The following is a 25,320-nucleotide window of genomic DNA, read 5'->3' as shown; positions in this document are numbered from 1 at the left end:
TCTTTTTTAGATATGAAAAACCCTGCCTGAATGGCAGGGTTTTATGGTGCAATTAAACGTATGCTTTTAATACGCTATCCGTTGCCATGACTGCTTGTAAAGATGCTAATACTTGAAGCGCATCTTGGTTTTCAGCTGAATAGATTTTTGCGAAGTTTTGTTTAGACACTTCAAAGAAACGTGCTTTATCTTCAGACTGGATGTTCAGTAATTCAGCCAGTACATTTAGACTTTCGCCGTCACCAACTGCCATATCACGCGCCAATGCTTCCGCATTTTCGTTGGTAAATGTTACTGCCTGAGCAGTCACTGTACCTGTACCGCTACAACCTAAAGTACCAAAGGTAATACCGAAAAGTTGGTTAGCAAAAAGACCATTGGTTGTACCCGCTAAAATTTTAGCGACTTTACCAGACTGGCCAGCCCAAATTTGTGAACCAATACCACAACCGACGTCATTATCTGCAAATGTAGCGGTAGAACCAACAGCCAAAACCGCAGCCAATGCTATTTTTTTCAACATAAGGTTTCTCCAGACTCGATTATCTCCGAGTATTTTTATTGTTCCTATTGTGTGTATTTTGAGCTACACCCTTGTAAGATAGCGGTAACAAGCGCATAACGCAAAACAATTTATACTAAAGTGAAGTGAATATTTAAAAATGTGCTTTAGCGGTATAAGGACCAACTGCCACGTAGATCTCGTTTCCCTAAAATCTTTAGCACCAACACCAGACTGAGCAGTAGCAATAAATACCAAGAACCCAACTTGCCCCAACCGACCATATGCCATGCATCGACTTGACTTGGGTACAACCAGATTTGGTAAAACGTACTGATATTTTCCGCAATCCAAATAATAAAAGCCAACAGTAAAAGTACGGGTAACATCGGCAGTTGAAAACGGTGTTGCTGTAATTCAAAGCCAATCTTGGTTTTCCAAAACAGCACTATGCTCCACGCAAACAAAAGATAACGAATATCTGGAACAAAAAATTTGGACATAAAGTTGATATAAGACAACACCGCCAATGTCAGCATGGCGGAGAAACGGGGCAAGTGTTCAAAAGAAACATGATAAAGACGTAATGAACGCGCAAAAAAACTGCCCACAGCCGAATACATAAAACCTGCAAACAAAGGCACTGTTAAAATTTTAAACACGGCGGGATGCGGATACTGCCAAGATGCAATTTGCGGATGGGTCAAAAAGATTTCCATCACCATTGCCATCACATGAAATAATGCAATCACTTTGGCCTCGGCCCAAGACTCAAGTTTTAAGTACAACAGACAAACTTGAATCAGCACGGCATAAAACAATAGATAGTCATAACGGAAAAAGCCGAAATATTCCTGACTTCCCATACTGGCTGTGAAGGCAAAAGCCAATAACAGTAATATCCCAAATAAGGCAGCCGAAGCTGCCTTGGATGAGAACTCAAAACATGATTTTAAAATCGTGATCACGCATGAACCCTAATTGAATTGAAGCTGTGAAACTTAGAGATATTTGGCACTGTATTCATGCACAGTATCAATAAAGGCTTTCGGGTTTTCAGGGTCAACCCACTGAGTAATGCCATGACCTAAGTTTGCAACATAACCCGTTTTCTCACCGCCTGCATAAGCGTCATCTAGCATGGCCTTGGTGGCTTTCACAATGGTCTCATGCGAACCATATAATGTTGCAGGGTCTAAGTTGCCTTGCAGTGCCGCACGGCCAGCCACCGTTTGGCGAGCCACATTTAATGGCGTCGTCCAATCTAGACCAAAAGCATCCGCCCCTGTTGCCACCATTGGCTCTAACCATTGACCGCCACCTTTGGTGAATAAAATCACAGGCACTTTACGTCCTTCATTTTCACGTTGTAAACCTGCAACAATTTTTTGCATGTATTTTAAAGAAAATTCTAAATATTCACGGTGTGCTAGCGCCCCGCCCCAGCTGTCAAAAATCTGTATGGCTTGAGCACCTGCATCAATTTGCGCATTTAGATAGTCAATCACCGCATCAGCCAAACGATCGAGCAGTGCATGTAAAACTTCAGGTTGCGCATACATCATTTGCTTGGTGAAACGGAAATCTTTGCTCGAACCACCTTCAACCATATAAGTTGCCAGCGTCCAAGGACTACCTGAAAAGCCAATTAATGGCACTTGTCCACCAAGTGCTGAACGAATCGTCTTGACCGCATTCATCACATAATCAAGATCAGACGCGGCATTAAACTGAGGTAAATTCGCCACATCTTGTTCAGTACGAACCGCTTTGTGAAATTTAGGCCCTTCCCCAGCTTCAAAATAAAGCCCTAAACCCAAAGCATCGGGCACAGTTAAAATATCTGAAAATAAAATGGCAGCGTCTAGTTCATAACGACGTAAAGGCTGTAAAGTCACTTCACAAGCAAAATCGTTATTTTTACACAGCGAAAGGAAATCACCCGCTTGAGCACGGGTTGCACGATATTCAGGTAAATAACGCCCTGCTTGACGCATCATCCAGACGGGTGTGGTATCTACAGGTTCACGTAATAAAGCACGTAGAAAACGATCATTTTTAAGCGTCGTCATTTACTTTCCCATCTCAATTAAATTTGCTCACCATCATAACAAAAAGGTCGAATTTTTAATAACTTCTCATAACACTAAAATTCGATCAGGACAAAGATGCAAACGAATATTTACACAAAACAAATACTGCATCTCCATCTTTTTTCTGTAATACTTCACTAGTTTTTACTTTGTAAATGAATAATTCTTAAGGTTGAATTACATGTTCGTTCGCACAATACTCGCGATGAGTTTAAGTTGCATTCTTGCTGGTACAGCGTTTGCTGCATCTACTACTGAACAACCCTTGACGCCAAAAAAGATCATTGATACTTCAGTTCAAGACCCTATTGATCCTTTAGCAACAGATGTCGCTTCAGCTTCTACTGCGGTTGCAAACAGCCAAATTACAGCAAAAGAACAAGCAGACTTAAACCAAGCTTCGCAAACTTTAGATCAACTTGAACAATCTGAAGATAAAACCGCTGACGTTGGTGCTGCACCAAGCAAAACCACCACTGCACCGACCACCACGACGACCAATCCTGCTGCGGCTAAAGCATCGTGGACATTAAATGGTCTAAACAGTGCAGAATGGTTCGACAATATTGGTAAAGGCCAATTTCCTGTCTATGCACGTGCTCACGTGATGCTCAATAATGCGCATGCGTCTCCAGGTGCAATTGATGGCATGAGCGGTAAAAATACCCTCAAAGCCATTGCTTCGTTCCAGCAAATGAGCGGTTTAAAAGCAACAGGTACCTTAACCAAAGAAACTTGGGATGCTCTACTTGCAAGCCAAGGTTCTAAGCCTGCATTTATTGAATACACCATTACCGAAGCAGACCTAAAAGGTCCTTATGCTGCATCTATTCCACGCGATTATGCACTACAAGCCAAAATGAAAGGTTTGTATTACACCCGTGTGACTGAAATGTTGGGTGAAAAGTTCCATATGGATGAAGACTTCTTGCAGAAGTTAAATCCAAAAGCAACCTTCAAAAAAGCGGGCGAAAAAATTATTGTGGCCAATATCCGCAATGAAGTGCCAGAAGACATTCATTTGATCGTTGCGCACAAAGGTGCAAAACAGCTGTATTTATTTAACAGCCGCAACCAAATGATCGGTTCTTTCCCTGCAACTATTGGTAGCTCAGATACTCCGTCTCCAACGGGTACTTATAAAGTCACTGGTGTTGCGCCAAATCCTTGGTATAGCTACTCACCAAGTAACTTTGTACAGGGCAAAAACTTAAAACCACTTTCTCTACCACCGGGTCCGAATGGTCCTGTAGGGAATATCTGGATTGGTTTAAGCAAAAAATCATTTGGTATTCATGGCACACCAAACCCTTCTGCTATTTCTAAAACAGCATCACACGGTTGTATCCGTTTGACCAACTGGGATGCCAATGATCTTGGCAAAAAAGTGAAGTCAGGTGTTACGGTTAAATTCTTAGAATAATTGGCTTTCTAAGGTATTTACGCTATAAAAGGTGCTCTCTTGAGAGCACCTTTTTTAAATTATAACAACATAGAATGACGATGAACGCTTTAAAAATAATACTGCCCGTGGCCTGCTTACTGTTTTTCTCACCTTATAGCTTTGCCGAATTAGATCAAGAAATCGTGACCAGCGTGGATGCTTCTGCTTATGCGGTGGAATCTGACTATCCATTTGACAGTCTGAATGATCATGAAAAAATCCGCCATCCCCAATACATTCCAGAGGAAGACAGTCTCAGAGAGCCTCTTTTGAATGCACGCTATTACGTCATCGCAGGTAAATCTCCGATTCACTATTACGCGATTCGAACAGGAGCAAAGCCTAAACTACTTTATTTAAACCAGCCCCACTCGGCAGTTTTTTCAATAGGCGAGGCTTATGCTGAAAATCGAGAAAAAATCACCCTACAGCCTCAACTCGACAATACAGTCAAAAATCATGAGTTGTTTTCGATTATGCCCGTCGCGAAGCATCTCGCACTGATTTTTCGTACTCGCTATGCCTATACTCCTACAGAGTTAAAAGCCAATGCGGCCATGAACGCCACCTATGCCAACAATCGCTACCGATACAGCTATGAAATTATTGAAATCGACACGAAGGGCAAACAGCTCCACCGCGTGCAATTTGTGGCTCCAATCATTGAAGATGGAATGAGTTTTGGCCCCAAATGGGATGAAGACTTATCAGATTATAATCATGCAATACTTGAATACAGCACCAAGTCCCCGGGCGACTACCAAACCGTGCATCCTTATAACATTGAAACCCGTTATGAATACAAACAAGGTCAATTGAAGCACTTTGAACAAAAAATTCTGCTCACCGCCAGTGACAAAGTGTTCTTAAAGAATTCACCGAACTCGATTAATTATGAAAATTATCTCGATGATCAAGATGTACCACTCTCCGTTGAAAGCAGTACTTGCCTTGATGACTATTTTGTTTTTAAGGACAAAGCGGCTCCACTCGGTGTGAAATGGGGCAATGACTGGATGCAACAGCAGCCGAATCTACATCAACAATTTTTAGCTGAATATGCGCAAGGCAAAAACTACGTCTGGAAAGATTTCCGCGTACGGTATTGTGATTTAAACTAAGGCTGCAATGTTGTGTTTAATCATTCCAATATTGAAACGCAACATTGCAAATTCACTATTTTAGCGATAAATATAAAACGCTAAAATTACTCCATAGATTAAAAATAAGATTGGAGTTCAAAATGGATGCTTTCATTCATCGCAGTCAAGACCGTGGTCATGTCAATATCGGCTGGCTAGAGTCGAAACATAGCTTTTCTTTTGGTAGTTGGTATAACCCTAAATATATGGGCGTAAGTGCTTTACGTGTCATCAATGACGACGTGATCGCGGGTCATCAAGGTTTTGGGCAACACCCCCATGACAATATGGAAATCTTAACCTGTGTACTCAAAGGCACCATCACCCATAAAGACAGCATGGGCAACCATGGTGGTATTTCAGCAGGTGAATGGCAACTGATGAGTGCAGGTACGGGTGTGCAGCACAGCGAAATGAATCAGGGTGATGAGCCAGTACATTTGTACAAATTTGGATTACCCCAAATCAAAGAGATGCAGCGCCAAACTATCAACAGATTCGTCTTGATCCGCATGAGCAGCCAAATCAATGGCATGCGATTTGTGGCCCAAATGACAATGCTGCAATGCATATTCGTCAAAATGCCGAAGTCAAAACAGCTGTGATTGAAAAAGATCAAATGCTAGAAGTTAAAGCTACACAGCATATTAACTATGTGCATGTAATTTCAGGCTCAATCCAAATTGCAGAACATACTCTTCATGCAGGTGACGCAATTGCTTTCTTAGAAGCAAGCAATGTTAAAGCTGTGGAAGATGCACAAGTGATTTGGTTTGATTTGCCTGAAGGCAAATAAGTCATCACTCATATTAAAAAGCCAGCGTCTAGACGTTGGCTTTTTAATACAAAACTCAAGCAGCTTTTTTCCCTTGGCTTAGAGAAAATTCACCGCAAGTAATGCTACAGCAGCAGGTAAGGCTTGAATGTAGATAATTTTCTTACTGGCGGTCAGGCCACCATAAATACCAGCAACCAAAACGCAGCCTAAAAAGAAATTGGCCAGTGGTAGTGCGTAAGTTTCAGGTGCACATAGCGCCCAAAATAGACCTGCAGCCAAGAAACCATTATATAAGCCTTGATTTTTCGCCATGACTTTGGTCAGCTGTGCTTTTTCAGGCGTATTGCCAAAGGCTTTTAAACCATAGGGCTTATCCCATAAAAACATCTCTAAAACTAAAATATACACATGCAACAGTGCAATTAAAGCAATCAAAATTTGTCCCATCATACGCTTTATCCTTATTTTTGATGAATGATGCTAGATCAGCTTCACAGCTGATCTAGGTCGAAAACAGTTAAGGTTTCAAAAGTACTTTACCCTGACGTGCGCCTTGCGTCGCTTTCAGTGCAGCATCTTTAATTTGTGCAAAGCTGAAGATACCTTCAACAGGCAGCAGTAATTTTTTCTGTGCAGCAAGCGTCAATAACTCCACAATTAACGCCTTTTTGCGTTCAGCAGATAATTGCTTATTCACCACACTCGCCCAAAAACCTTTAACTGTAGCTTGTTTAAAAATCAGATCTCCCGAAGAAATCTGCATGGTCTCACCCGTCATGCTACCAAATGAAACCAATAGACTATTTTCACTCAGTAAAGCCAACATTTCACCACTGGCCTGACCACCAATGGAGTCTACACCCGCAATCAATGGCTGATCTGCATGAATCGCTTTGACTTGTTCTTTCCAATCGGCTTGGTCTGTTGCCACCACATTTTGAATGCCTAAAGCCTGCATTTCAGCTACAGCCTCAGTACGGCGAACCAAATGAATGACCTTTTGACCACGCGCTTTTGCAATCATTGCCACGGTTTTACCCACTGCACCATTGGCAGTGTTCTGAATCAACCAAGAATCTGCTGGCAAGTCGATAAAATCTAAAAGCATCAGTGCACTGATCGGCATCCCAATCAACTGAGCTGCCGTTTCATCATCAATCGCATCAGTTAAAGGCACGACACCATGCGCTGGTGCAATAAAATACTCAGCCCAACTGCCATGAATTCCTGCAACCGCTACACGCTGCCCTACCGATATGCCTTGTACACCCTCACCAAGCGCATCAATTACACCCACAGCTTCACTGCCACCAATTGCAGGCAGTGTCGGTTTATAACCATAACTGCCACGCACTGTCCACACATCATGGTTATGCATTGGCGATAGAATCATTTTAATACGCACTTCACCCGCTTTCGGTTCAGGTTGCGGCATATCCGCAGCTTCCAAGACTTCAACAGGTTCACCAAAATGGTGATGAATAATACTTTGCATTTGCTATTCCTTTATCGGTTGTAATAGTTGTTGGGTGGTTTCCAAAGCAAGGTAAAGGGGCTGCTTATTTCGGGCCAGTCTTGCCAATAAAGCTGCCCCCAACCACAGTTGATACATCGTCTGTGCCATTTTTTCAGCGTCAATATGCGCTGGAATTGAACCGTCTTGCTGCCCTGCTTGGATTAGACCCGAAATACGTTCTGTTAACTTACGCACCCCGAAGTTCAAAATCTGACGCATATCTTCAGACAAATCTGAGACTTCTGCTGCCAATTTGACGATCAAACAATTCTCCGCCCATCCCCCATCGCTATGATGTTCAACATCACTTTCAATATGTGATGGGTTATCAATCCATGCTTGCCAAAGTGCCACGAGGCTTGCATAGGCGCTTCGCTGTTCTTGCTGTATCAGCTGATCGATTTTGACCTTATAGTCGGCTAGATACTGCTGAAGTAGCGCACAGCCGAAAGCCTCTTTCGAAGCAAAGTAATAATAGAATGAACCTTTTGGTACATCACAATTCTTTAGAATTTCCTGTAAGCCCACTCCGACAAAACCTTTATGTAACACCAGTTGAAAACTGCTATTTAAAATGTGTAGTCGTGTTGCTTCACTTTTATCTGATCGTTTCATATCCACACTATAAATTAATAATAGACCAGTCGTCTATAAAATAATGCATCTTTTCGATACTTCATCTCGAACCATTGGATTGCATATAAATTTTACTGATTAAATTTTAGATATAAATGATTGAAATAGATGTTACATTATACCATAACATTAGTTTTTAATTCATCTTATGTCTACACCTTCACAACGTTTACAAGCGATTGACGCCCTCAGAGGATTGGTTATTCTGATTATGATGGTCGACCATGTCAGAGAAACTTTTTATCTGCACCAGCAAGTCCCCGACCCGATGCTGATTCCAGGAACCGAAGAATCCCTTTTCTTTAGCCGGATCTTGGCTCACTTATGTGCCCCTGTTTTTGTGGTTTTAACAGGCTTATCGGCTTATCTTTACCAAGCAAAAAACAACAGTGTTCAAATGACCCGTGAATTTTTACTCAAGCGCGGTCTATTTCTAATTTTTCTCGAACTGATCATTATCAATTTCGCTTGGACTGGACAGTTCCCGCCCGATGTCATCTATTTACAAGTGATTTGGGCCATTGGTCTCAGTATGGTGGTTTTAGCAGGCTTGATTGGGCTATCGCAAAAATGGCTCTGGGTGATCAGTCTCAGCATTATTTTTGGACATAATGCACTGGATCAAGTGTCATTTTCACAAATACCTATCCTGCAAAATCTGTGGTTTATTTTGCATGAACGTGGTTGGATCGAATTTGGAGATCTGATTCGCTTTAGAACCTCCTACCCAGTACTGCCTTGGATTGGGGTGATTACCCTCGGCTATTGCATCGGTCATACTGTATTTAACAGTACACATGATGTCGCGAAAAGAAATCAAATCTTGTTAGGCTTCGGGCTTGCCAGTATTAGTTTATTTATCGTTTTAAGAATGATCAATCTCTATGGCGACCAAGCATGGTCAGTCATGCCGACCAGCACTGAAACCGTTATGAGTTTTTTAAATCTGACCAAGTATCCGCCATCGCTGCTGTTTATTTTGTGGAATGTCGGACTAGGTTTAATCCTGTTAGTGTTACTTCAAAAGGTTGAAAGTAAACCTTGGATCAAGCCCTTGATTGTCTTTGGTTCCGTGCCGATGTTTTTCTATATCGTACACTTATATGTGCTGAAAGCCCTCTATCTCATTGCAGTCGCACTGTTTGGCACGACCCATGGCGAATACTTCGGCGTCGATCATGTCTCCACCCTCTGGCTCATTTCGATTATTTTAACTGTGGCTTTCTATCCGTTGATGTTGAAATTCTCAGCCTTTAAACATAAAAACAAACACATTCGCATTCTTAAATACCTCTAAGGATTTAAGGTGTATAGCCAATTTCACTGAAACAAGATTGATGCTTAGTCCAACTAGGCATCAGATTTCCCGACACCCAGCAATTATGCTTTATGCGCCAACGAATGTCTGAAGCAAAAAATTTACTTTGCTTTAGTCTGCAATGCTAAGCAGATTGAAATTAAAACCATCCCAATCCAGCCGATTGGTGCAAGTTGTTCTCCCACCAACAGGATTGCAAATACAGCGGCAATCAAAGGCTCAAACAAGGTCAAAGTAATAGCTTTACTGGCAGGCACGGTTTTTAAGCCATATCCAAATAAAACATAGCCTAAAAACATGGGGATCAACATCATATAACCTACGACATAAAGGTTGATGTTTTCTTCAAACAAGTTTGAACCCGTTATCCATAAAGTCGGAAGTAATAATAAAGAACCAAGTCCGAAGATGAGCCCCATAGACGCTTTTGCATCCATTCCTTGGTCAATCATTCGTTTTGCCGCCCAAGAATATAAAGCATAGGTCAATCCCGCAACCGCCCCTAAAGCAATACCCAACATTGGTCGATTTTGGGACAAATGCTCCATGGTTGCTACAGCATGTGATTCCCCGAGAGAAAGTAGCGCAACGCCCGTCACCCCCAATACAAAACTCATCAGCCATGTCATCGAAAGTTCTTTTCGATCAAATACCCTTTCTAAAAGTGCGGTAAATAAAGGCGCCGTACCAATCGACACGACCGTACCAATGGTGATGCCTGCATAGTGCATCGATGAATAAAAGGCCAAAGGATAAATAAAAACCGCAATTACGCCTACACCGAGCATCACAACATTGGCTTTGACATGTACCAGATGGTAGATAATACTTTTTCGCGCCAAAAGTGCCTGTAACAGTCCACCACCACCCATCGCAGCAGCGCCAATAGCCAAAGGACTCAAATTAGGTGCAAAAGATGCCACTGTGCCCGTCGTTCCCCATAGAAAAGCAGCGAACAGCACCGTGATAAAACCATAATTCGGTACCGCAGAAACAGACTGATTCACGTACTGATTTCCTGTGTTAAAAGTATTTTCACCATCGCTGTTGCAGCTTGTACTTTTTCACTCGAGCTTTCCAAGCCTGCTCGCGCAATCGATCCCTCTAGAATAAAAGACAACAACAAAGCCATTTGTTTGACCTTGTCTGCGTCCGAAATGATAAGGGCAAGCTGTGTAGAGATAATGTTTTCAATTTCATCCTTGTGCGCTTTCACAGCCAAGCGCTCGGCGCTGTGCGCTGGGAACTCAGCAGCAGCATTCAACAAACCACAGCCCCGAAAGCCTTTTTCATAGGCAAACTCGGCATGGTCTTGATAGGCTTCAAAAACCGCGACAATTTTATCAATAGGGGTATGGGCTTGTTGGTTTCGAAGCGCATACAAATCTAACCACTCTTGATGCCGTGCTTCTATATAAGAAGTGATCAAGTCAGCCTTAGTCGCGAAATTATTATATAAGGACATTTTAGCAACTTTGGCCTTATCGGTAATGCTATTAATCCCTGTACTGGTGATGCCATCGTTATAAAACAAAATCGCGGCTGCATCTAAAATTTTCTGTTTCGCAGTTTTGGTATTCATCACACTCAACTAAGTAGACCGATCTACCTAATCTATAGAATCTGTAAAAATATACAAGTCACCTTTGCTTATTTAATGGAGGAAATATCAGATGAATCAAATACGGGAGAATACCCTTCAATCACCCCATTACAATGGCGGTGGATAAAAAGCGAAACAGAACAATCGCTCTATACTTTTACACAGCATATGTAGTTCCAACTTATATACAATGAGTTGCTATATAGGCTGAACAACGCGTGCTCAAAACCGCTCAGATGAAATTAAAAAACTGATCTACAAAAATGACTGCTACACAGTACAACTGCATAGTCTCTATAATTGCTTGTCTGAAACGAATAGTGAATCTAAAAAAGGATCGAGTTGGACAACTCAAGCTATAGCTGAATACTATAAAAGAAGACTTCAATACCTTAAATAAAAAAAGCAGCAAGAAAAGGTCTGACTGCTTTTTTTAGAATTTGATCACTGCCGATTTATGTGGTGTTCCCCACACTACTTGACGTAATGGCCCAACTTAAACTTGGGTTATCGATTAATGATTCGTTTTAATTTGTATTTAAAAATAATTTGGCGGAAGCGGTGAGATTCGAACTCACGGAGGACTCACACCCTCGTCGGTTTTCAAGACCGGTGCATTAAACCGCTCTGCCACGCTTCCATGGGCGCTATCATATAAATAAAAATATTTTTTGGCAAATATTTTTCATCTCACGGCCTTCAAAAAGCCACTATTCAGCTAAAAAATGTTCAATCTCAATAAGATATTAACTTTACAGCCTGCATATCCCGGAAAAATGAGCGATAACTCTGGCATCTTTTAGAAATTAATTTAAAAAAGGCATAAAAAAACCCCGACTTAGTCAGGGTTTTTTGAATTTGGCGGAAGCGGTGAGATTCGAACTCACGGAGGACTCACACCCTCGTCGGTTTTCAAGACCGGTGCATTAAACCGCTCTGCCACGCTTCCATGGGCGACATCATATAAACATTCAATCTACTTGGCAAATACTTTTCTTCAAAAATCACACCAAGTGGCTAAAATTAAAACAAAATCTTTTAGTTCTCTGAACTTTCAGGTCTGTCATAACGAATTGAATTGACATACCAGTGTTTTTTTCCAGTTGGCGTCAACACTTCAATTTCATCATCGACTTGTTTGGACAGTAAAGCACGTGCCATCGGCGAGTCGATAGAGATGTGCTGCGGGTGATGATCATAAATTTCATCTACTCCGACGATGCGTAAGGTTTTTTGTTCCCCTGCGTCATTTTCAATTTCGACCCAAGCGCCAAAATAAATCTTGCCAGCCTGCTCTTCAGAAAAGTCGATAATACGAAGTTCTTCGAGGCGTTTTCCCAAGTAGCGAACCCGTCGATCAATCTTACGTAAGATCTGTTTGTTGTACTGATAATCCGCGTTTTCACTACGATCACCAAGGCTCGCCGCCCAGTTTACTTTCTTGGTAATTTCAGGGCGTTCTTCATGCCAAAGCTGCTTTAATTCCGCCACCAATTTGTCGTGACCTGCACGTGTAATTAAGTTTGATTTCATGATGAATGCCGTCTAAATCTGCTTATTGATTTACAACAAAGGATTATTTTATCCCTTATTTCTCCACAACAGAAGTTTATAAAATAAATTCCTGAATTAAATTAAATCGTTATGTTACATTTTTCTAAAAAATACTGCACAAAATTTGACACTTTTAAAATTGCTATATATTATGCGCACATCTTAAATTAGTTGCCTATTTTTTAATCTATGTAGTTTTTCTACATAATCTTCTTAATCCCATGTCATTTTGAATGACGTCATGAATGCCCAACCTCTTATTGAATTTAGACAACTTGAACTCGTTTTAAGGCATGTTTTTGCCTTTGCGTTCTAGGGCATAAATTACTTGTAGCGGAGACAACATGCACAGTAGTTCAACTTCTGGATCGAGGCTTTGCCTTAATTCATTAACTTTCTCTCTCCCGTTGAAAGCCCTTGCTTTAAGTACTTTGTTAATTCCATTTCATAGTATTAATGCAAGTAAGACCTACCAGTATGATAACGTCGTCAAACATAATAAATTGACTGTCGTTTCAGTGGAAAACCCAACGACCGTTTTTAAAGATGGTCAGCATTTGCATGGTTTTGGTTATGACCTTGCACGTAACTATGCAGACAGCTTAAATGTAAAGCTAGACTTCAAAACCGTCCCCGATAACGCTACAGCACTGAAATGGGTAGCACAGGGCAAAGCAAATTTTGCAATGACGACGGCAAGTGTTCAAACGATTGAACAAAAAAGTCTCGCAACCTTTTCTGCAACTTGTGGTGATTTAAACGTTTTACGTAAAAATGGCCTCAATACTGAACTGAACTGGGTGTTTAAACATGCGAATGATCCATTAACGCAAACGGCGAGCGGATTTGTCTGCCGTGGTAAACAATCTGGTTCAATTGGTCAATTGGCCTCTTTTTACAACCGTAATGTCGTGAAGCCTGAAAACTGGAATACGATTCAACGCGATTTGCGTCAGCGTATGCCAATCTATAAGGCCAGTTTTAAAAGCACAGCGCAAAAGTACGATTTAGATTGGCACTTATTGGCAGCGATTGGTTATCAAGAGTCTTATCTTAAACCGAACTCTGTTTCTCCCACGGGTGTTCGTGGTTTGATGATGTTGACCAATAGCACAGCCAAAGCCATGGGTGTGAGTAACCGTACCGATCCAGCGCAAAGCATTCAAGGTGGTGCCAAGTACTACGACCAAATGCTGAGTCGCTATGATGATATCCCCTTTCCTGACCGGAACTGGTATGCACTGGTTGCGTACAATATGGGACCGGGTGCGGTGAATCAGATTCAAAAACGCATTCAGGCACAAGGTCAAGACCCAAATAACTGGCTCAATTTGTATGCTTACTTACAACAGAACCAAGCGAAGAATGGCCGTTACCGTCAAGCACTACAGTATGTGACACGTATCCGTGCTTATCTTGAGCACATTAAAACCACGCCGCAGCTGGTCAATATCTAAAAGATCATCTCTATCGGCATAAAAAAAAGCTTACCTATAAAGGTAAGCTTTTTTTTATTTCAGAACACTTAAGCTGTTTGCTCAAGCACTTTCTTAAATAAATCTTTTTGCTCTTGGCTTGGTTTCGCTGTTTGCAATGCCATCAACTGTGACATATCGCCTTGAACTTTTATTTTACCCGTCATGAACGCTTGCATTGCTGCAGCCATATCAAACTCAAGGAACACTTTACGTAGTGTTTCAGCATCCATGTTCAAGGTTGTTTTCGCGTTTGAAGACAAGCCTTTTTTAATTGCGCCACCATCTAAAGATAATTCGGTATTACCCGCATTGTCAGCAACAACTAAGTTAATTGCAAGATTCGCAAGTGCTGGCGGCAGGTTCAAATTCCCCGCTTGAGCAGTTAATGTTTCTACAGTTGAAAACCAATCATCAGTTAAAAAAGCAGGCATGATGTTTCCTCAATTCTTTGTTCGTTGTGTGCTGCCTATCCAGACGGCATCATTGTGAAGCTAAATACGCTCGCAGATTGTTATAGCATGTATATCCTACATGTGCCTAAAGTTTTTTGTACGTACCGTTCATATTTTATATTTCTTATACAAAGTTTATCAAAATCATCCACATAAAAAAAACACCAATCATTGATTGGTGTTTTGCATTGGCCTAACTGACAAAATTAGTCTGCTGCAAAGCCAAGATTAACCATGTTAATACGTTTGTTCTCCGGTTCATCTTCTGTTGAACAACTTTCACCTTTAAAGTCGAATTCACGTTCGCTATCTAACGCTTCAAAGTCGAATAGCTCACGATCCGCCAGCTGCGATGGTGACACATTTTGCAAGGCACCAAAAATACTGTGTAGACGCTTTGGATGTGCTTTATCCCACTCACGCAACATGTCATTTAACATGGCACGTTGCAGATTTTCCTGAGAACCACACAAGTTACACGGAATAATCGGGAACTGACGCATTTCCGCATATTTAATGATGTCTTTTTCTTCCACATAAGCCAGTGGGCGAATCAAGATGTTCTTTTTATCTGACGATAACAATTTAGGAGGCATCGCCTTTAAGCTGCCGCCATGAAATAAGTTCAAGAAGAAAGTCGCCAAGATATCATCACGGTGATGGCCCAACGCCACTTTGGTCGCGCCAATTTCTTGCGCAAAGCCGTATAAAGAGCCACGGCGTAAGCGTGAACAAACTGCACAGTAAGTTTTGCCTTCAGGCGTTAAACGTTTGGTGATGCTGTAGGTGTCTTTTTCTAAGATATAGTAGGGAATATTATTCTCTTCTAAATAACGTGGTAATACGTCCTCAGGGAAGCCGGGTTGCTTCTGGTCCAAATTCACAGCCACCACATCAAAATTGATCGGTGCAATGCGTTTAAACTGCAACATAATATCGAGCAAGGTATAACTGTCCTTACCACCGGAAATGCAGACCATCACTTTATCGCCTTCTTCAATCATTTTAAAATCGCGAATAGCATGACCCACCTGACGGCGTAACTTTTTCAACAAACGATAATACGCAGAGCTAGTGGGTAGTTCTGGTTTAAAATTAAATCCCTGATTGGACTCAACTGGCGAGAACATAGACGAGTTAAACCTAAAAAAAAATACCGCGCAATTTTATCCGATTCACAGCCATCTCGCACCTAAAGAATGTAAATTCTCATGAATTGTCATTGCTGTCATATTCATGTATTGAAATCGGTTTAACTTTGAACGATTGCGTTCATATTTTAGCTGAACTGCTTATGTTTTGGACTTTTCCACATTTTTCCACAAAAGCTGGGGATAACTTTGTGGATTCTAATCGACTTGACAGGGTGTTCCCCCCACTCTTTAAGGCTTCTATTTAAATTGATCATTTTTTGATCAATTTATTTACTATTAAATTTCAATAACTTAACCCAGTCAAGCAATCCTCATTAAAAATAAATTAATTATTTTTTTTGATTACTTGCTCAACAATTTGACTTGATTTTTACAAAGACATGGATTTTTGAACTTAAAATAGTTTCAGACGGTTCTTTTTTTGCTAAACTCATTTCTAGTCACTGAAATCGATTTTTTTACGATTAATAATAGATAATGAAAAATAAGCTGCTTTTGAGTCGTTTTTACGTTTTGGGGTGTATGACGATTTCGTTCATGGCACTAGATTGTCACGCGGGTCAAACCATCTACCAATTGAGAGATTCCAACGGAACGACCTTGTTAACCAATAAACAAAGTCGTTATAGCAACTTAAAAGTCGAAAAGAAAACTTATTATCCAGACAGTAATATCCATAGTTATAGTAACTGGGGGGCTTCTGAATCTTCCGTGTTGCCCAGTTATAGTCGTAACAAAAATGCTTTTGACCACATTATTCGCCAAGCGGCTCAAACCCATGGCGTTTCTGAAGGCTTAATTAAAGCGGTTATGCATACCGAATCAGGCTTTAATGTCAACGCACGCTCACCTGTTGGGGCTCAGGGGCTTATGCAACTCATGCCTGCGACAGCACGGCGCTTTAATGTCTCTAATGCATATGATCCACAGCAGAACATAAATGCAGGTGCCAAGTATTTGGCTTGGCTGATGAAACGCTTTAACGGCAACACCAGTCTTGCGCTTGCAGGCTACAATGCTGGCGAAGGCAATGTACAAAAGTACGGCGGTATTCCACCCTTCCGTGAAACTCAAGACTATGTTCGCCGGGTGAGTAGCCGTTATAGCAATTTATATGCAGGGGGGATCAACATTTCTCCAGGCTCAAATAGCACACCGGCCAATGCTCAAGTCATTGCACAATCTGCACATTACGATGCAGACTCTTCTCCAAGCACGCAACTCAGTGTGAGTCGTAGCGCACCTTCACGTCAAATTATCCTCGCAGCCGATGGCAGTTTTACTGATGCGCCGGGTTCCTATGCCACAGCCAATGCAACCGCCTCTGCCCGCATTCAAATTTCAGAATAATTTTTATAGCAGTTTTATTATTTTTTCTTGAATTTTGAAGAGTTTCACCTCATATTGAGATCAATGATTTTCGATTTATAAATCAGATTATTTTTTTATTATAAGAGGATTTTCTCAATGATGCGGATTGGTTTGTTCTTGCTAACCAACCTCGCGGTACTGGTTGTAGCTGGCATTATCTTGTCACTCTTCGGTGTCGGTAGTTACCATGGCGCGGGTGGCTTAAATCTAGGTAACCTACTGGTTATCTGTTTTGTCTTTGGTATGGTTGGCTCAATGATTTCTCTATTCATGTCAAAATGGATGGCGAAAAAAACAACTGGTACAGAGTTAATTGACCCAAATGCCCCGCGCAACCAAGCTGAAGCATGGTTGTTACAAGAAGTCGCTCAATTGGCGCAACGTTCTGGTATTAAAATGCCAGAAGTCGGTATTTTCCCGTCTTACCAATCTAATGCTTTTGCTACAGGTTGGAACAAGAACGATGCATTAGTTGCAGTTTCTACCGGCTTACTTGAGCGTATGAATAAAGACGAGCTTCGTGCAGTTTTGGCTCACGAAATTGGTCACGTCGCCAATGGTGACATGGTGACTTTGGCGCTCGTTCAAGGTGTAGTGAACGCCTTTGTGATGTTCTTTGCACGTGTCGCAGGTGATTTTATTGACCGTAATGTTTTTGGTCGTGAAGACGGTGAAGCACCAGGTTTAGCTTATTTTGCCATTACCATCGTACTTGATATTGTCTTTGGTATTTTAGCTTCTGCAATCGTGATGTGGTTCTCCCGCTACCGCGAATATCGTGCAGATGAAGCAGGCGCGCGTCTTGCAGGCAAACAAGCAATGATTTCAGCCTTGTTACGCTTACAAGCGGAGTCACAACTTCCAGATGCGATGCCTAAAGAAATGAAAGCATTTGCAATCGCGGCAGGTCAAGAACAAGGCTTTAGTTTAGCCGCATTGTTCCAAACCCACCCGACGATTGAACAACGTGTTGCTGCTTTACAACAGCTCGATTGTCCATAAATAATTCGTTCACAAGATTTTAAAAAGCCTCCACTTGGAGGCTTTTTTGTGACTCGGCATAACAGAACATTTTTATTCAATCGTCACTTGGATACAGCGTAATAAACTGCCATTTGGGTCAATGATGCAAAACTGGCGGATCTCGTCAAAATCCTGAATATCGGTCATACGAGCTCTTTCCCACAACGACCAATTCACTTTAGACCAGTATTCATAATAGGGTTGAATCTCCGCTACGCGAATACAGGCACTATGCCATGAACTATTTGGGTCTAAATGCGGATGATGGAAAAATTCCAGTGTCATTTCGCCCAAACGCAGAATCATCCACTCTGCGGACTGATAAACCAGATTAAAGCCCAAGCCTTGGTAAAATGAAGCGGTGCGCGCTAAATCAATCGATGGCAAATTTGCCGTAATCTGACCTTCAAATTTCATGAGTGGCTATCCTAAGTTTAGTCCCTGTAACCAATGCCACATCACACTACCACCCCACCACAATAAGCCCATAAAACACACCAAAAAGATCAGGCCAAACAAATCGGGGATGTGTAGCCAAAGCCATGCCACTACTGGGTTTCGCCAAAATGCGGACTGTTGCTGTTTCTTTTCCAATTTTTCATGGAGAAAAGGATGAGTCACATGATGCTCTGAATGGATTTGGTATTCTTCCCGAATATGGTCATGAACCACATCCAGTGCTTTACGACTCGGACGTATAAAAATATCAAACAGTGTCCCTAGAACAGGGATAAAACCGACGACGGCATCAATCATAGCCAGCTTCAATACTGGACTCAATTTCTCTTGCGGTACACCAATTTGCTTGGCTTTATAAATGGCATAACACGTTAGGGCAAAACCTGCGATATCCCCAGCAATCGGAACAGTACTCAACGCAGCATCTGCACCGACCCCCTGCTTGGTGAACGGGATACGCACCACAGAATCCATCATATTGGCATATTTGGCCAAATCACGCTCTAAACGAATGACATCTTGCTGGCTCATTTTTTTTTGTTCTAAGGGTTCAGGCATGTTGTTACTGACCTCCATCATTTCAACCACATTAACATCATAAAACCACTGAATTATGCTGCTTTTCATGACTTTTTTCTGTGCTAACTTTGTGCTGAAACAATAGCTTATAAGCTTAAGACAAGGTCAGAATTTGCGATGCAATCAGCAGATATACCACCACGCCTGACGCATCACAAATTGAGGTGACCAAAGGTGCGGATGCACTGGCGGGGTCGAGTTTCATGCGGTTTAAGATAAACGGCAGACTCATACCAATCAAACAACCCATCAACACAATGCCCATCATACTCAGTGCCAATACTACAGCGACCAGAATATCCCCACGGAAATAGCCCAAAATGGAAACAGCTGTTGCCATAGTTCCGCCTAGACACAGCGCAACCAGACTTTCACGCCCTAGCAAATAAAACCAGTCTTTAAAATGTACGTCGCCAGTTGCCAGTGCACGTACCATTAAAGTGGCGGACTGTGACCCCGCATTTCCCCCACTTCCCACCAGTAAAGGAAGGAAAAATACCAAAACGATATGTGCCGCAATCAAGTCTTCAAAGTGTGCAATTCCTAGTCCCGAGAGTAAACTACCAAAAACCAGAAACACCAACCAAAACACCCGCTTCTGATACAGTAATAGGATTGGAGCCGTTTTAATACTCATCTGCGGACTGGCCGCAACCGCACTACTTTTTAGAATATCTTCTGTGGTTTCTTGTTGCACCACATCCATTGCATCGTCATAAGTCACAATCCCCAATAGACGCTGCTGCTCATCGACAATGGGCAAAGCCATAAAATCATAATGAGCCAGTTTCTGTGCAATACTTTCCTGATCCTCACTGACTAAACCCGTAATGACATGACTGGTCATAACCTGTCCAATCAATTGCTCAGGCGGAGACTGAATAATTTGCCGCAGCGAAATCACCCCGTGTAAATAACGCGAGGCATCGGTCACATAGATGAGATATAAAGTTTCACTTTCCGCTGCATGCTGTCGTATATGTTGAATCGACTGTTGCATGGTCATTTCGGCATGTACCGTAATGACTTCAGTGCTCATAATTGCACCCGCAGACTCAGCTGGATAGTGCATTAAATCATTCAGCTGGGCTTGAACATGCGCATCTAGCTGCGGAAAAATCTGACCTTGAACCTCTTGTGCCAAGCTTTGAAATAAATCAGTACGGTCATCCGAATGCATATGAGCCAGTAGCTTCACCAGCAAAGCCTGAGGCAATTGCGCTGCTAGCTGCTGCTGCTCGGTTAATGCTAAAAACTCAAAGACATAACTGGCTTGGGGTAATTGTTCCAATAGCCGAATTTGATCATTTATAGGCAGGCCCATTAAAATATCAGCCAAATCCGCAGTGCTGTACTGTTTCAAACTTTGGATAAAAGCATGGTTATCGGGCTGATTTAATTGCTCTTGGAAATCTTGCTGTGAAAATGACGGATTTGGCATACACCACTCAAATATTGTTTTTCTTTATCTGTCCGAGTATAGCAAAGGATCTTTAAATGTCAGGCCTTTCGGCCTACATGGCTTAAAGATTCGCTTTGCTTATTCATACTGCACACGAATGATTCAGATTCGATCTTAGACTTTGTCCTGAGGTGTTCGTCCATGAAACACACGGCGAACCAAGACATACATTAAAGGAATAAACAGCAACACCAATACTGTGCCAAAAATCACGCCACCGAGTACACTCACCCCAATTTCCTGACGACTTGCTGCCCCTGCCCCAAAGGCAAAGACCAGAGGTGTGACACCCGCGCCAAAAGCCAAAGACGTCATTAAAATCGGGCGTAACCGTAAGCTTGCTCCTTCCAACGCTGCTTCAATTGCGGTCTGGCCTTTTTGCTGCGCCAATGAAGCAAATTCCACAATTAAAATCGCATTTTTACAGGACAAACCAATCGTGGTCAGCAAGGCAATTTGAAAGTAAATATCATTCGGAAAACCCGTCAAATAACTGAACAGAATATTGCCACCGATACCGAGTGGAATCGCACTCATGACGGCTGTTGGAATACTCCAACTTTCATAAAGTGCAGCAAGGCATAAAAAGATAAAGCCTATGGAGACCAAATACAGCAGCAATGCTTGGTTATTGGACTTGTTTTCCTCGAACGATAACCCGCTCCATGCTAGATCAATACCATCATGCCCTCGTACCATGTTTTGTACGTCTTGCATGGCTTGTCCAGAACTAACATTTTGTACTGTATCCGCCTCCATTTCTAGTGCGGTATAGCCCATAAAGCGATTCACTACCTCAGGGCCTCCACTCCAAGATACTTGAGCAAAATTTGTAAAAGGAATCATTTGGTTCAGATCATTACGTACGGTCCATGCTTGAAGATCATCAGGTTTTGAACGAAACTCGGCATCCCCTTGCATGATTACCCGTTTAATCCGACCACGGTCAATAAAGTCATTGATATAACTTCCTCCCCAAGCACTGGATAAGGTGCTATTAATGGCGGTCTGACTCAGTCCATTGGCCAAAGCTTGTTTTTGGTTTACATCCACTTTGAGCTCGGCTTTATCTGGGTTAGAACGTTTATCTAAATTGCTAAAACTAGAGTACTGCTTGGATGCTTCCTGCAAAGTTTTAAACTGTGCTTCTAAATAGGCACGACCTTCGCCATTGATATCACGTATCCAAAACTCCATGCCGTCGGTTTGTCCTAAGCCACTGACTGAGGACGGCATATTTACATTAATTTGCGCATTTCGATGTGACCTAAAATGAGCAATTGCCCGTTCTCGAATCACCTGTGCAGAGTTCTCTTTCCCCTTACGTTCATCCCAATGTTTCAGCGCAATAAAACCTTGACCTAAATTTTGTCCTGTTCCTGAAAAATTACGCCCATAGCGGATCATCACTAAATCGATATTGGCCTGCTCTTTATCTAAAAAGTATTGGCGAATTTCTTCTCCCACCACACGGCTTTGACTCATTGGTGCACCATCGGCCAGTTTAAACTGAACACTTAAAATACCCTGATCTTCACTGGGAATAAAACTGGTCGGTAATGCCCGATAAAACAATGCAAAGACGGCAATTAACGCTACAAAAACCACCAGCATGATTTTACTGTGCTGAATGGTCTGCGTACTCAGTTTTAAATAACGCTGCTTTAGCTGATCTAACTTCAGATTAAACCAAGTTGCCCATCGTGCCGATTTATCATTGGGTTTTAAAATTAAGGCACATAGTGCAGGTGTCAGAATCAGTGCAACCAGCAGCGATAGCGCCATGGCAGCAACTAAGGTCATTGAAAACTGACGGTAGATCACTCCTGTCGAACCACCGAAAAATGCCATGGGAATAAACACTGCGGTTAACACCAACGTAATCCCAATCAATGCCCCACTGATTTCCTGCATTGATGCAATCGAAGCTTGTTGAGCACTCATCTGCTGTTCATGCATCAGCCGTTCAACGTTTTCCACCACCACAATCGCATCATCCACCAAAAGCCCAATGGCTAAGACCAATGCAAATAAGGTTAAGGTGTTGATACTCATCCCGAGCACATACAGAATGGCCAGCGTGCCTAAAATTACAACAGGTACTGTGATGGTCGGAATCAGCGTTGCACGCCAATTTTGCAAAAAGACAAACATGACCACAATCACCAAAAGCACTGCTTCAAACAGTGTTTTGACCACTTCCTTAATCGACTCTTGCACAAAAGGCGTGTTATCACGTGGATAAACAATTTGATAGCCTTCAGGAAGTTTAGAGGACAAACGGCTGACTTCTTGTTTGATCAATGCCGAAGTTGCTAATGCATTAGCTCCTGAAGACAATGAAATACCCATCCCCGCTGAAGGAAAGCCATTGATGGTATTAAATGACTGATAATTTTCCGCGCCTAGTTCCACCCGTGCGACGTCTTTTAAATAAATAAAACTGCCATCGCGGGTCGATTTAACAATGATGTTTTCGAATTCTTCAACGGTTTTTAGACGTGTACCGGAGGTGACTTTGGCATTTAAATATTGGTCTGACAGGCTGGGTAACTCGCCAATTGCCCCTGCGGCCACTTGCGTATTTTGCGCTTCAACCGATGCACGTATATCGCTTGGCATCAGTCCATATTGACGCAATTTGTGCGGATTCAGCCATAAGCGCATGGCATACTGCGCGCCAAAGACATCAACCTCACCAACTCCATCAATACGGGCTAAATCTTGCTCCAAATGCGTCATCATATAATCAGAGAGTGCAATATTGCTGCTTTTGCCTGTTTGGTCATATAGGCCTATCACCATATGCGTATCACCAAGCGATTTATAGACATTGACCCCTTGACGCTGTACATCTTCTGGTAAACGGTTAATCACCCCATTGATGGCATTTTGAACTTGCACCTGAGCGGTATCTGGGTCAGTTCCATTCTCAAAACTAATGCTGATTCGACTACGGCCATTCGAGTCACTGCTCGAACTAAAATACAGCAAATGATCAATCCCTTTAATTTGCTGTTCCAAAACCTGAGTAACGCTCTCCTCCGCCGTCTCTGCCGACGCGCCTGTATATGTTGCACTCACCGTAATTCGCGGAGGTGCAATATCTGGGTAGCGCTCTACAGGCAACTGAAAGGTGGCAAATAAACCAAATGCCATCACGATAATCGCCAGCACACCAGCAAAAATTGGACGATGAATAAAAAATTTAGACAGCATGGGTCTGCGGTACTCTTGGGTCTGAGGCTAGATCTAGAAACTGGGCATCACTTTATGCTTGATCTTCTATGACGAATCATTAAAAAACAAGACTTAACAACATGAAATAGAACATTAGAGCTAAATATGAAGAAACTATGAAGAAAGCTTTTTGACCAATTGATGACATCCTGTAATTTTTCGCAATTTGTCATTGATCTGAGATATTAAAATTGAACACTGAGTCCGCAACACCACAATAAAATGTTGAGGAACACATGTTAAAAAGAACATTATTGAGTTTTATTTTTTTAGGCTTATTGGGCTGTCATCATGATGAGAAAGACAATGCAACATCCCAGCCACCATCAAACAACGCCGAATACATTGAGCCTAAATTGCTTATTATTGGACATCGCGGCGCCAGCGCACTACGCCCTGAACACACCTTAGCCGCTTATCAAAAAGCGATTGATGATGGTGCGGATTTTATTGAGCCTGATTTGGTGCCAACTCTAGACGGTTATTTAGTCGCTCGCCATGAAAATGAAATCGGAGGAACCACCAATGTCAGCAGCTTACCGCAGTTTGCAGAACGGAAGACCAGTAAAGTCGTTGATGGTGTGACTTACACAGGTTGGTTTACTGAAGACTTTACTTTAAACGAGCTGAAGCAACTGAAGGCACGAGAACGTATTCCAGAGATTCGTCCAGCAAATGCCCAATATAATGATCAATTTGATCTTCCAACTTTAGATGAAATTATTGAACTCGTAGATGCGCACTATAAAAAGACAGGAAAAATTGTGGGCCTGTATATCGAAACCAAACATCCCAGCTATTTCCAAGGTCTCAATTTGGCCATGGAGCAACGCCTATTATCCACGCTGGCCAAACACACCTATAGTCGTGACATTGCACCGGTCTATATTCAGTCGTTTGAAGTCAGCAACTTAAAACAAATGCGTCAGCAGTTAGATCAATTAAAATCGATTCGACATGCCAAAATTATTCAACTCTATGGTGGCAAGTCCGAACAACCTGCCGATGCTGTGCTTGCCAAATCAACACTCCGCTATAGTGATATGGCAACACCTCAAGGACTGAAAGACGTCGCAAGCTATGCGCATGGTGTCGGACCAAGTAAAACCTATATCGTGCCGAATACTCAGCCAGCGACCCCGACCAGTTTTGTGAACGATGCACACGCAGTGGGCTTAAAAGTACATCCTTATACCCTACGCCCTGAAAACAATTTCTTACCAGACTATTTAGACTGTAGCGCGATTGCCTCTGAAAAGTGCGAAAAAGGCACGCTGGCAGAGTTTGAAATTTTCTTTAAAGCGGGAGTGGATGGTGTTTTTACCGATGATCCTGCTTTGGGACGTCAAGCCGCCGATGCTTTTTTGAAAAAATAGAATAAGTCACACAAAGTAAACAAGACATTAAAGCATCTTGTTGACGTCAAACCCATATCCATCCTTTAACCATAGAGATTAAAAAGCAGGCTTTTTAATCTCTTTTCTCTTATTTTAGGTGTACATAGATTAAGCACCTT

General features: G+C 42.1%; 22 protein-coding genes, 2 tRNA genes and 1 pseudogene. 8 read left to right on the top strand and 17 right to left on the bottom strand.

The features are described from left to right. Window positions 1-52: 52 nt before the first annotated feature. The 3 genes from ACSC9N_RS04635 to hemE form a co-directional block, all read right to left on the bottom strand. Window positions 53-523, bottom strand: a complete 471-nt coding sequence (locus tag ACSC9N_RS04635; protein WP_005400471.1) for a DUF3015 family protein — start codon at window positions 521-523, stop codon at window positions 53-55. Window positions 524-669: 146 nt separating this feature from the next. Next, the gene (locus tag ACSC9N_RS04630) at window positions 670-1,467 is read right to left on the bottom strand and encodes a DUF817 family protein (RefSeq protein ID WP_171054236.1); all 798 of its coding nucleotides are present in this window, start codon (window positions 1,465-1,467) and stop codon (window positions 670-672) included. Window positions 1,468-1,503: 36 nt separating this feature from the next. After that, the gene (hemE, locus tag ACSC9N_RS04625; protein WP_005400469.1) at window positions 1,504-2,574 is read right to left on the bottom strand and encodes a uroporphyrinogen decarboxylase; all 1,071 of its coding nucleotides are present in this window, start codon (window positions 2,572-2,574) and stop codon (window positions 1,504-1,506) included. Between the two features lie 202 nt (window positions 2,575-2,776). Here hemE and ACSC9N_RS04620 point away from each other — a divergent pair, with 202 nt between their 5' ends. The 3 genes and pseudogenes from ACSC9N_RS04620 (at window position 2,777) to ACSC9N_RS04610 (ending at window position 5,977) form a co-directional block, all read left to right on the top strand. Continuing rightward, window positions 2,777-4,018, top strand: a complete 1,242-nt coding sequence (locus ACSC9N_RS04620; RefSeq protein ID WP_010327247.1) for a L,D-transpeptidase family protein — start codon at window positions 2,777-2,779, stop codon at window positions 4,016-4,018. An 80-nt stretch (window positions 4,019-4,098) separates the two neighbouring features. Continuing rightward, a complete protein-coding gene (locus ACSC9N_RS04615) occupies window positions 4,099-5,160 on the top strand; it encodes a hypothetical protein (RefSeq protein WP_224216365.1) in 1,062 nt (353 codons plus the stop codon). Between the two features lie 122 nt (window positions 5,161-5,282). After that, window positions 5,283-5,977: pseudogene (locus ACSC9N_RS04610) on the top strand (pirin family protein). A gap of 78 nt (window positions 5,978-6,055) precedes the next feature. On the opposite strand, the gene ACSC9N_RS04605 reads toward ACSC9N_RS04610, so the two are convergent. From ACSC9N_RS04605 to ACSC9N_RS04595, 3 genes are all read right to left on the bottom strand, one after another. Further along, window positions 6,056-6,409, bottom strand: a complete 354-nt coding sequence (locus ACSC9N_RS04605) for a DUF1304 domain-containing protein (protein WP_010327250.1) — start codon at window positions 6,407-6,409, stop codon at window positions 6,056-6,058. A 67-nt stretch (window positions 6,410-6,476) separates the two neighbouring features. Further along, entirely contained in the window at window positions 6,477-7,454 is a 978-nt protein-coding gene (locus ACSC9N_RS04600; protein ID WP_010327251.1) for a zinc-binding dehydrogenase, read from the bottom strand. Window positions 7,455-7,457: 3 nt separating this feature from the next. Continuing rightward, window positions 7,458-8,090, bottom strand: a complete 633-nt coding sequence (locus ACSC9N_RS04595) for a TetR/AcrR family transcriptional regulator (protein WP_010327252.1) — start codon at window positions 8,088-8,090, stop codon at window positions 7,458-7,460. A 169-nt stretch (window positions 8,091-8,259) separates the two neighbouring features. Between ACSC9N_RS04595 and ACSC9N_RS04590 the strand changes: the two genes are divergently transcribed. After that, window positions 8,260-9,408, top strand: coding sequence for a DUF1624 domain-containing protein (locus ACSC9N_RS04590; RefSeq protein WP_058951683.1), 1,149 nt, complete (start codon window positions 8,260-8,262; stop codon window positions 9,406-9,408). Between the two features lie 122 nt (window positions 9,409-9,530). Here ACSC9N_RS04590 and ACSC9N_RS04585 read toward each other — a convergent pair whose 3' ends face one another. From ACSC9N_RS04585 to greB, 5 genes are all read right to left on the bottom strand, one after another. Continuing rightward, entirely contained in the window at window positions 9,531-10,436 is a 906-nt protein-coding gene (locus ACSC9N_RS04585) for a DMT family transporter (RefSeq protein WP_010327254.1), read from the bottom strand. After that, complete coding sequence (locus ACSC9N_RS04580) at window positions 10,433-11,011, bottom strand: TetR/AcrR family transcriptional regulator (RefSeq protein WP_010327255.1); 579 nt, start codon at window positions 11,009-11,011, stop codon at window positions 10,433-10,435. Before ACSC9N_RS04580 ends, ACSC9N_RS04585 begins: the two co-directional genes overlap by 4 nt. A 571-nt stretch (window positions 11,012-11,582) precedes the next feature. Then, window positions 11,583-11,672: transfer RNA gene (locus ACSC9N_RS04575), tRNA-Ser, on the bottom strand. A 219-nt stretch (window positions 11,673-11,891) separates the two neighbouring features. Continuing rightward, window positions 11,892-11,981, bottom strand: a tRNA-Ser gene (locus ACSC9N_RS04570). A gap of 89 nt (window positions 11,982-12,070) precedes the next feature. Further along, entirely contained in the window at window positions 12,071-12,565 is a 495-nt protein-coding gene (greB, locus tag ACSC9N_RS04565; RefSeq protein WP_004695648.1) for a transcription elongation factor GreB, read from the bottom strand. 365 nt (window positions 12,566-12,930) lie between these two features. Between greB and ACSC9N_RS04560 the strand changes: the two genes are divergently transcribed. After that, window positions 12,931-14,043, top strand: coding sequence for a transglycosylase SLT domain-containing protein (locus ACSC9N_RS04560; protein ID WP_395475094.1), 1,113 nt, complete (start codon window positions 12,931-12,933; stop codon window positions 14,041-14,043). Between the two features lie 68 nt (window positions 14,044-14,111). Here ACSC9N_RS04560 and ACSC9N_RS04555 read toward each other — a convergent pair whose 3' ends face one another. Next, window positions 14,112-14,495, bottom strand: a complete 384-nt coding sequence (locus ACSC9N_RS04555; protein WP_004695646.1) for an SCP2 sterol-binding domain-containing protein — start codon at window positions 14,493-14,495, stop codon at window positions 14,112-14,114. A 227-nt stretch (window positions 14,496-14,722) separates the two neighbouring features. Beyond that, window positions 14,723-15,646, bottom strand: a complete 924-nt coding sequence (ttcA, locus tag ACSC9N_RS04550) for a tRNA 2-thiocytidine(32) synthetase TtcA (protein ID WP_004695645.1) — start codon at window positions 15,644-15,646, stop codon at window positions 14,723-14,725. A gap of 501 nt (window positions 15,647-16,147) precedes the next feature. On the opposite strand from ttcA, the gene ACSC9N_RS04545 reads away from it, so the two are divergent. Continuing rightward, entirely contained in the window at window positions 16,148-17,020 is an 873-nt protein-coding gene (locus ACSC9N_RS04545) for a lytic transglycosylase domain-containing protein (RefSeq protein WP_029575084.1), read from the top strand. Between the two features lie 117 nt (window positions 17,021-17,137). After that, window positions 17,138-18,043 (top strand): protease HtpX, encoded by a 906-nt coding sequence (gene htpX / locus ACSC9N_RS04540; RefSeq protein WP_004695643.1) that lies wholly within the window; start codon window positions 17,138-17,140, stop codon window positions 18,041-18,043. Between the two features lie 72 nt (window positions 18,044-18,115). On the opposite strand, the gene ACSC9N_RS04535 is transcribed toward htpX, so the two are convergent. The 4 genes from ACSC9N_RS04535 to ACSC9N_RS04520 all read right to left on the bottom strand — a co-directional run bounded on the left by ACSC9N_RS04535 (window position 18,116) and on the right by ACSC9N_RS04520 (window position 23,783). After that, window positions 18,116-18,481, bottom strand: coding sequence for a glyoxalase/bleomycin resistance/extradiol dioxygenase family protein (locus tag ACSC9N_RS04535; protein WP_010327259.1), 366 nt, complete (start codon window positions 18,479-18,481; stop codon window positions 18,116-18,118). 6 nt (window positions 18,482-18,487) lie between these two features. Next, window positions 18,488-19,081 carry a DUF4112 domain-containing protein gene (locus ACSC9N_RS04530; protein WP_005400444.1) on the bottom strand — a complete coding sequence of 198 codons (594 nt, stop codon included), beginning with the start codon at window positions 19,079-19,081 and terminating at the stop codon, window positions 18,488-18,490. 115 nt (window positions 19,082-19,196) lie between these two features. Beyond that, window positions 19,197-20,543, bottom strand: coding sequence for a magnesium transporter (gene mgtE / locus ACSC9N_RS04525; RefSeq protein WP_010327261.1), 1,347 nt, complete (start codon window positions 20,541-20,543; stop codon window positions 19,197-19,199). Between the two features lie 135 nt (window positions 20,544-20,678). Beyond that, window positions 20,679-23,783 (bottom strand): multidrug efflux RND transporter permease subunit, encoded by a 3,105-nt coding sequence (locus ACSC9N_RS04520; protein WP_010327262.1) that lies wholly within the window; start codon window positions 23,781-23,783, stop codon window positions 20,679-20,681. 257 nt (window positions 23,784-24,040) lie between these two features. Here ACSC9N_RS04520 and ACSC9N_RS04515 point away from each other — a divergent pair, with 257 nt between their 5' ends. Continuing rightward, a complete protein-coding gene (locus ACSC9N_RS04515) occupies window positions 24,041-25,180 on the top strand; it encodes a glycerophosphodiester phosphodiesterase (protein ID WP_010327263.1) in 1,140 nt (379 codons plus the stop codon). Window positions 25,181-25,320: the final 140 nt, after the last annotated feature.

The organism is Acinetobacter sp. PC34 (genome assembly GCF_051789135.1).
In the GTDB taxonomy this organism is placed as follows: domain Bacteria; phylum Pseudomonadota; class Gammaproteobacteria; order Pseudomonadales; family Moraxellaceae; genus Acinetobacter; species Acinetobacter johnsonii.
Note: the sequence above shows the minus strand (reverse complement) of the source record. Positions and strands in the feature narration are given on the sequence as shown.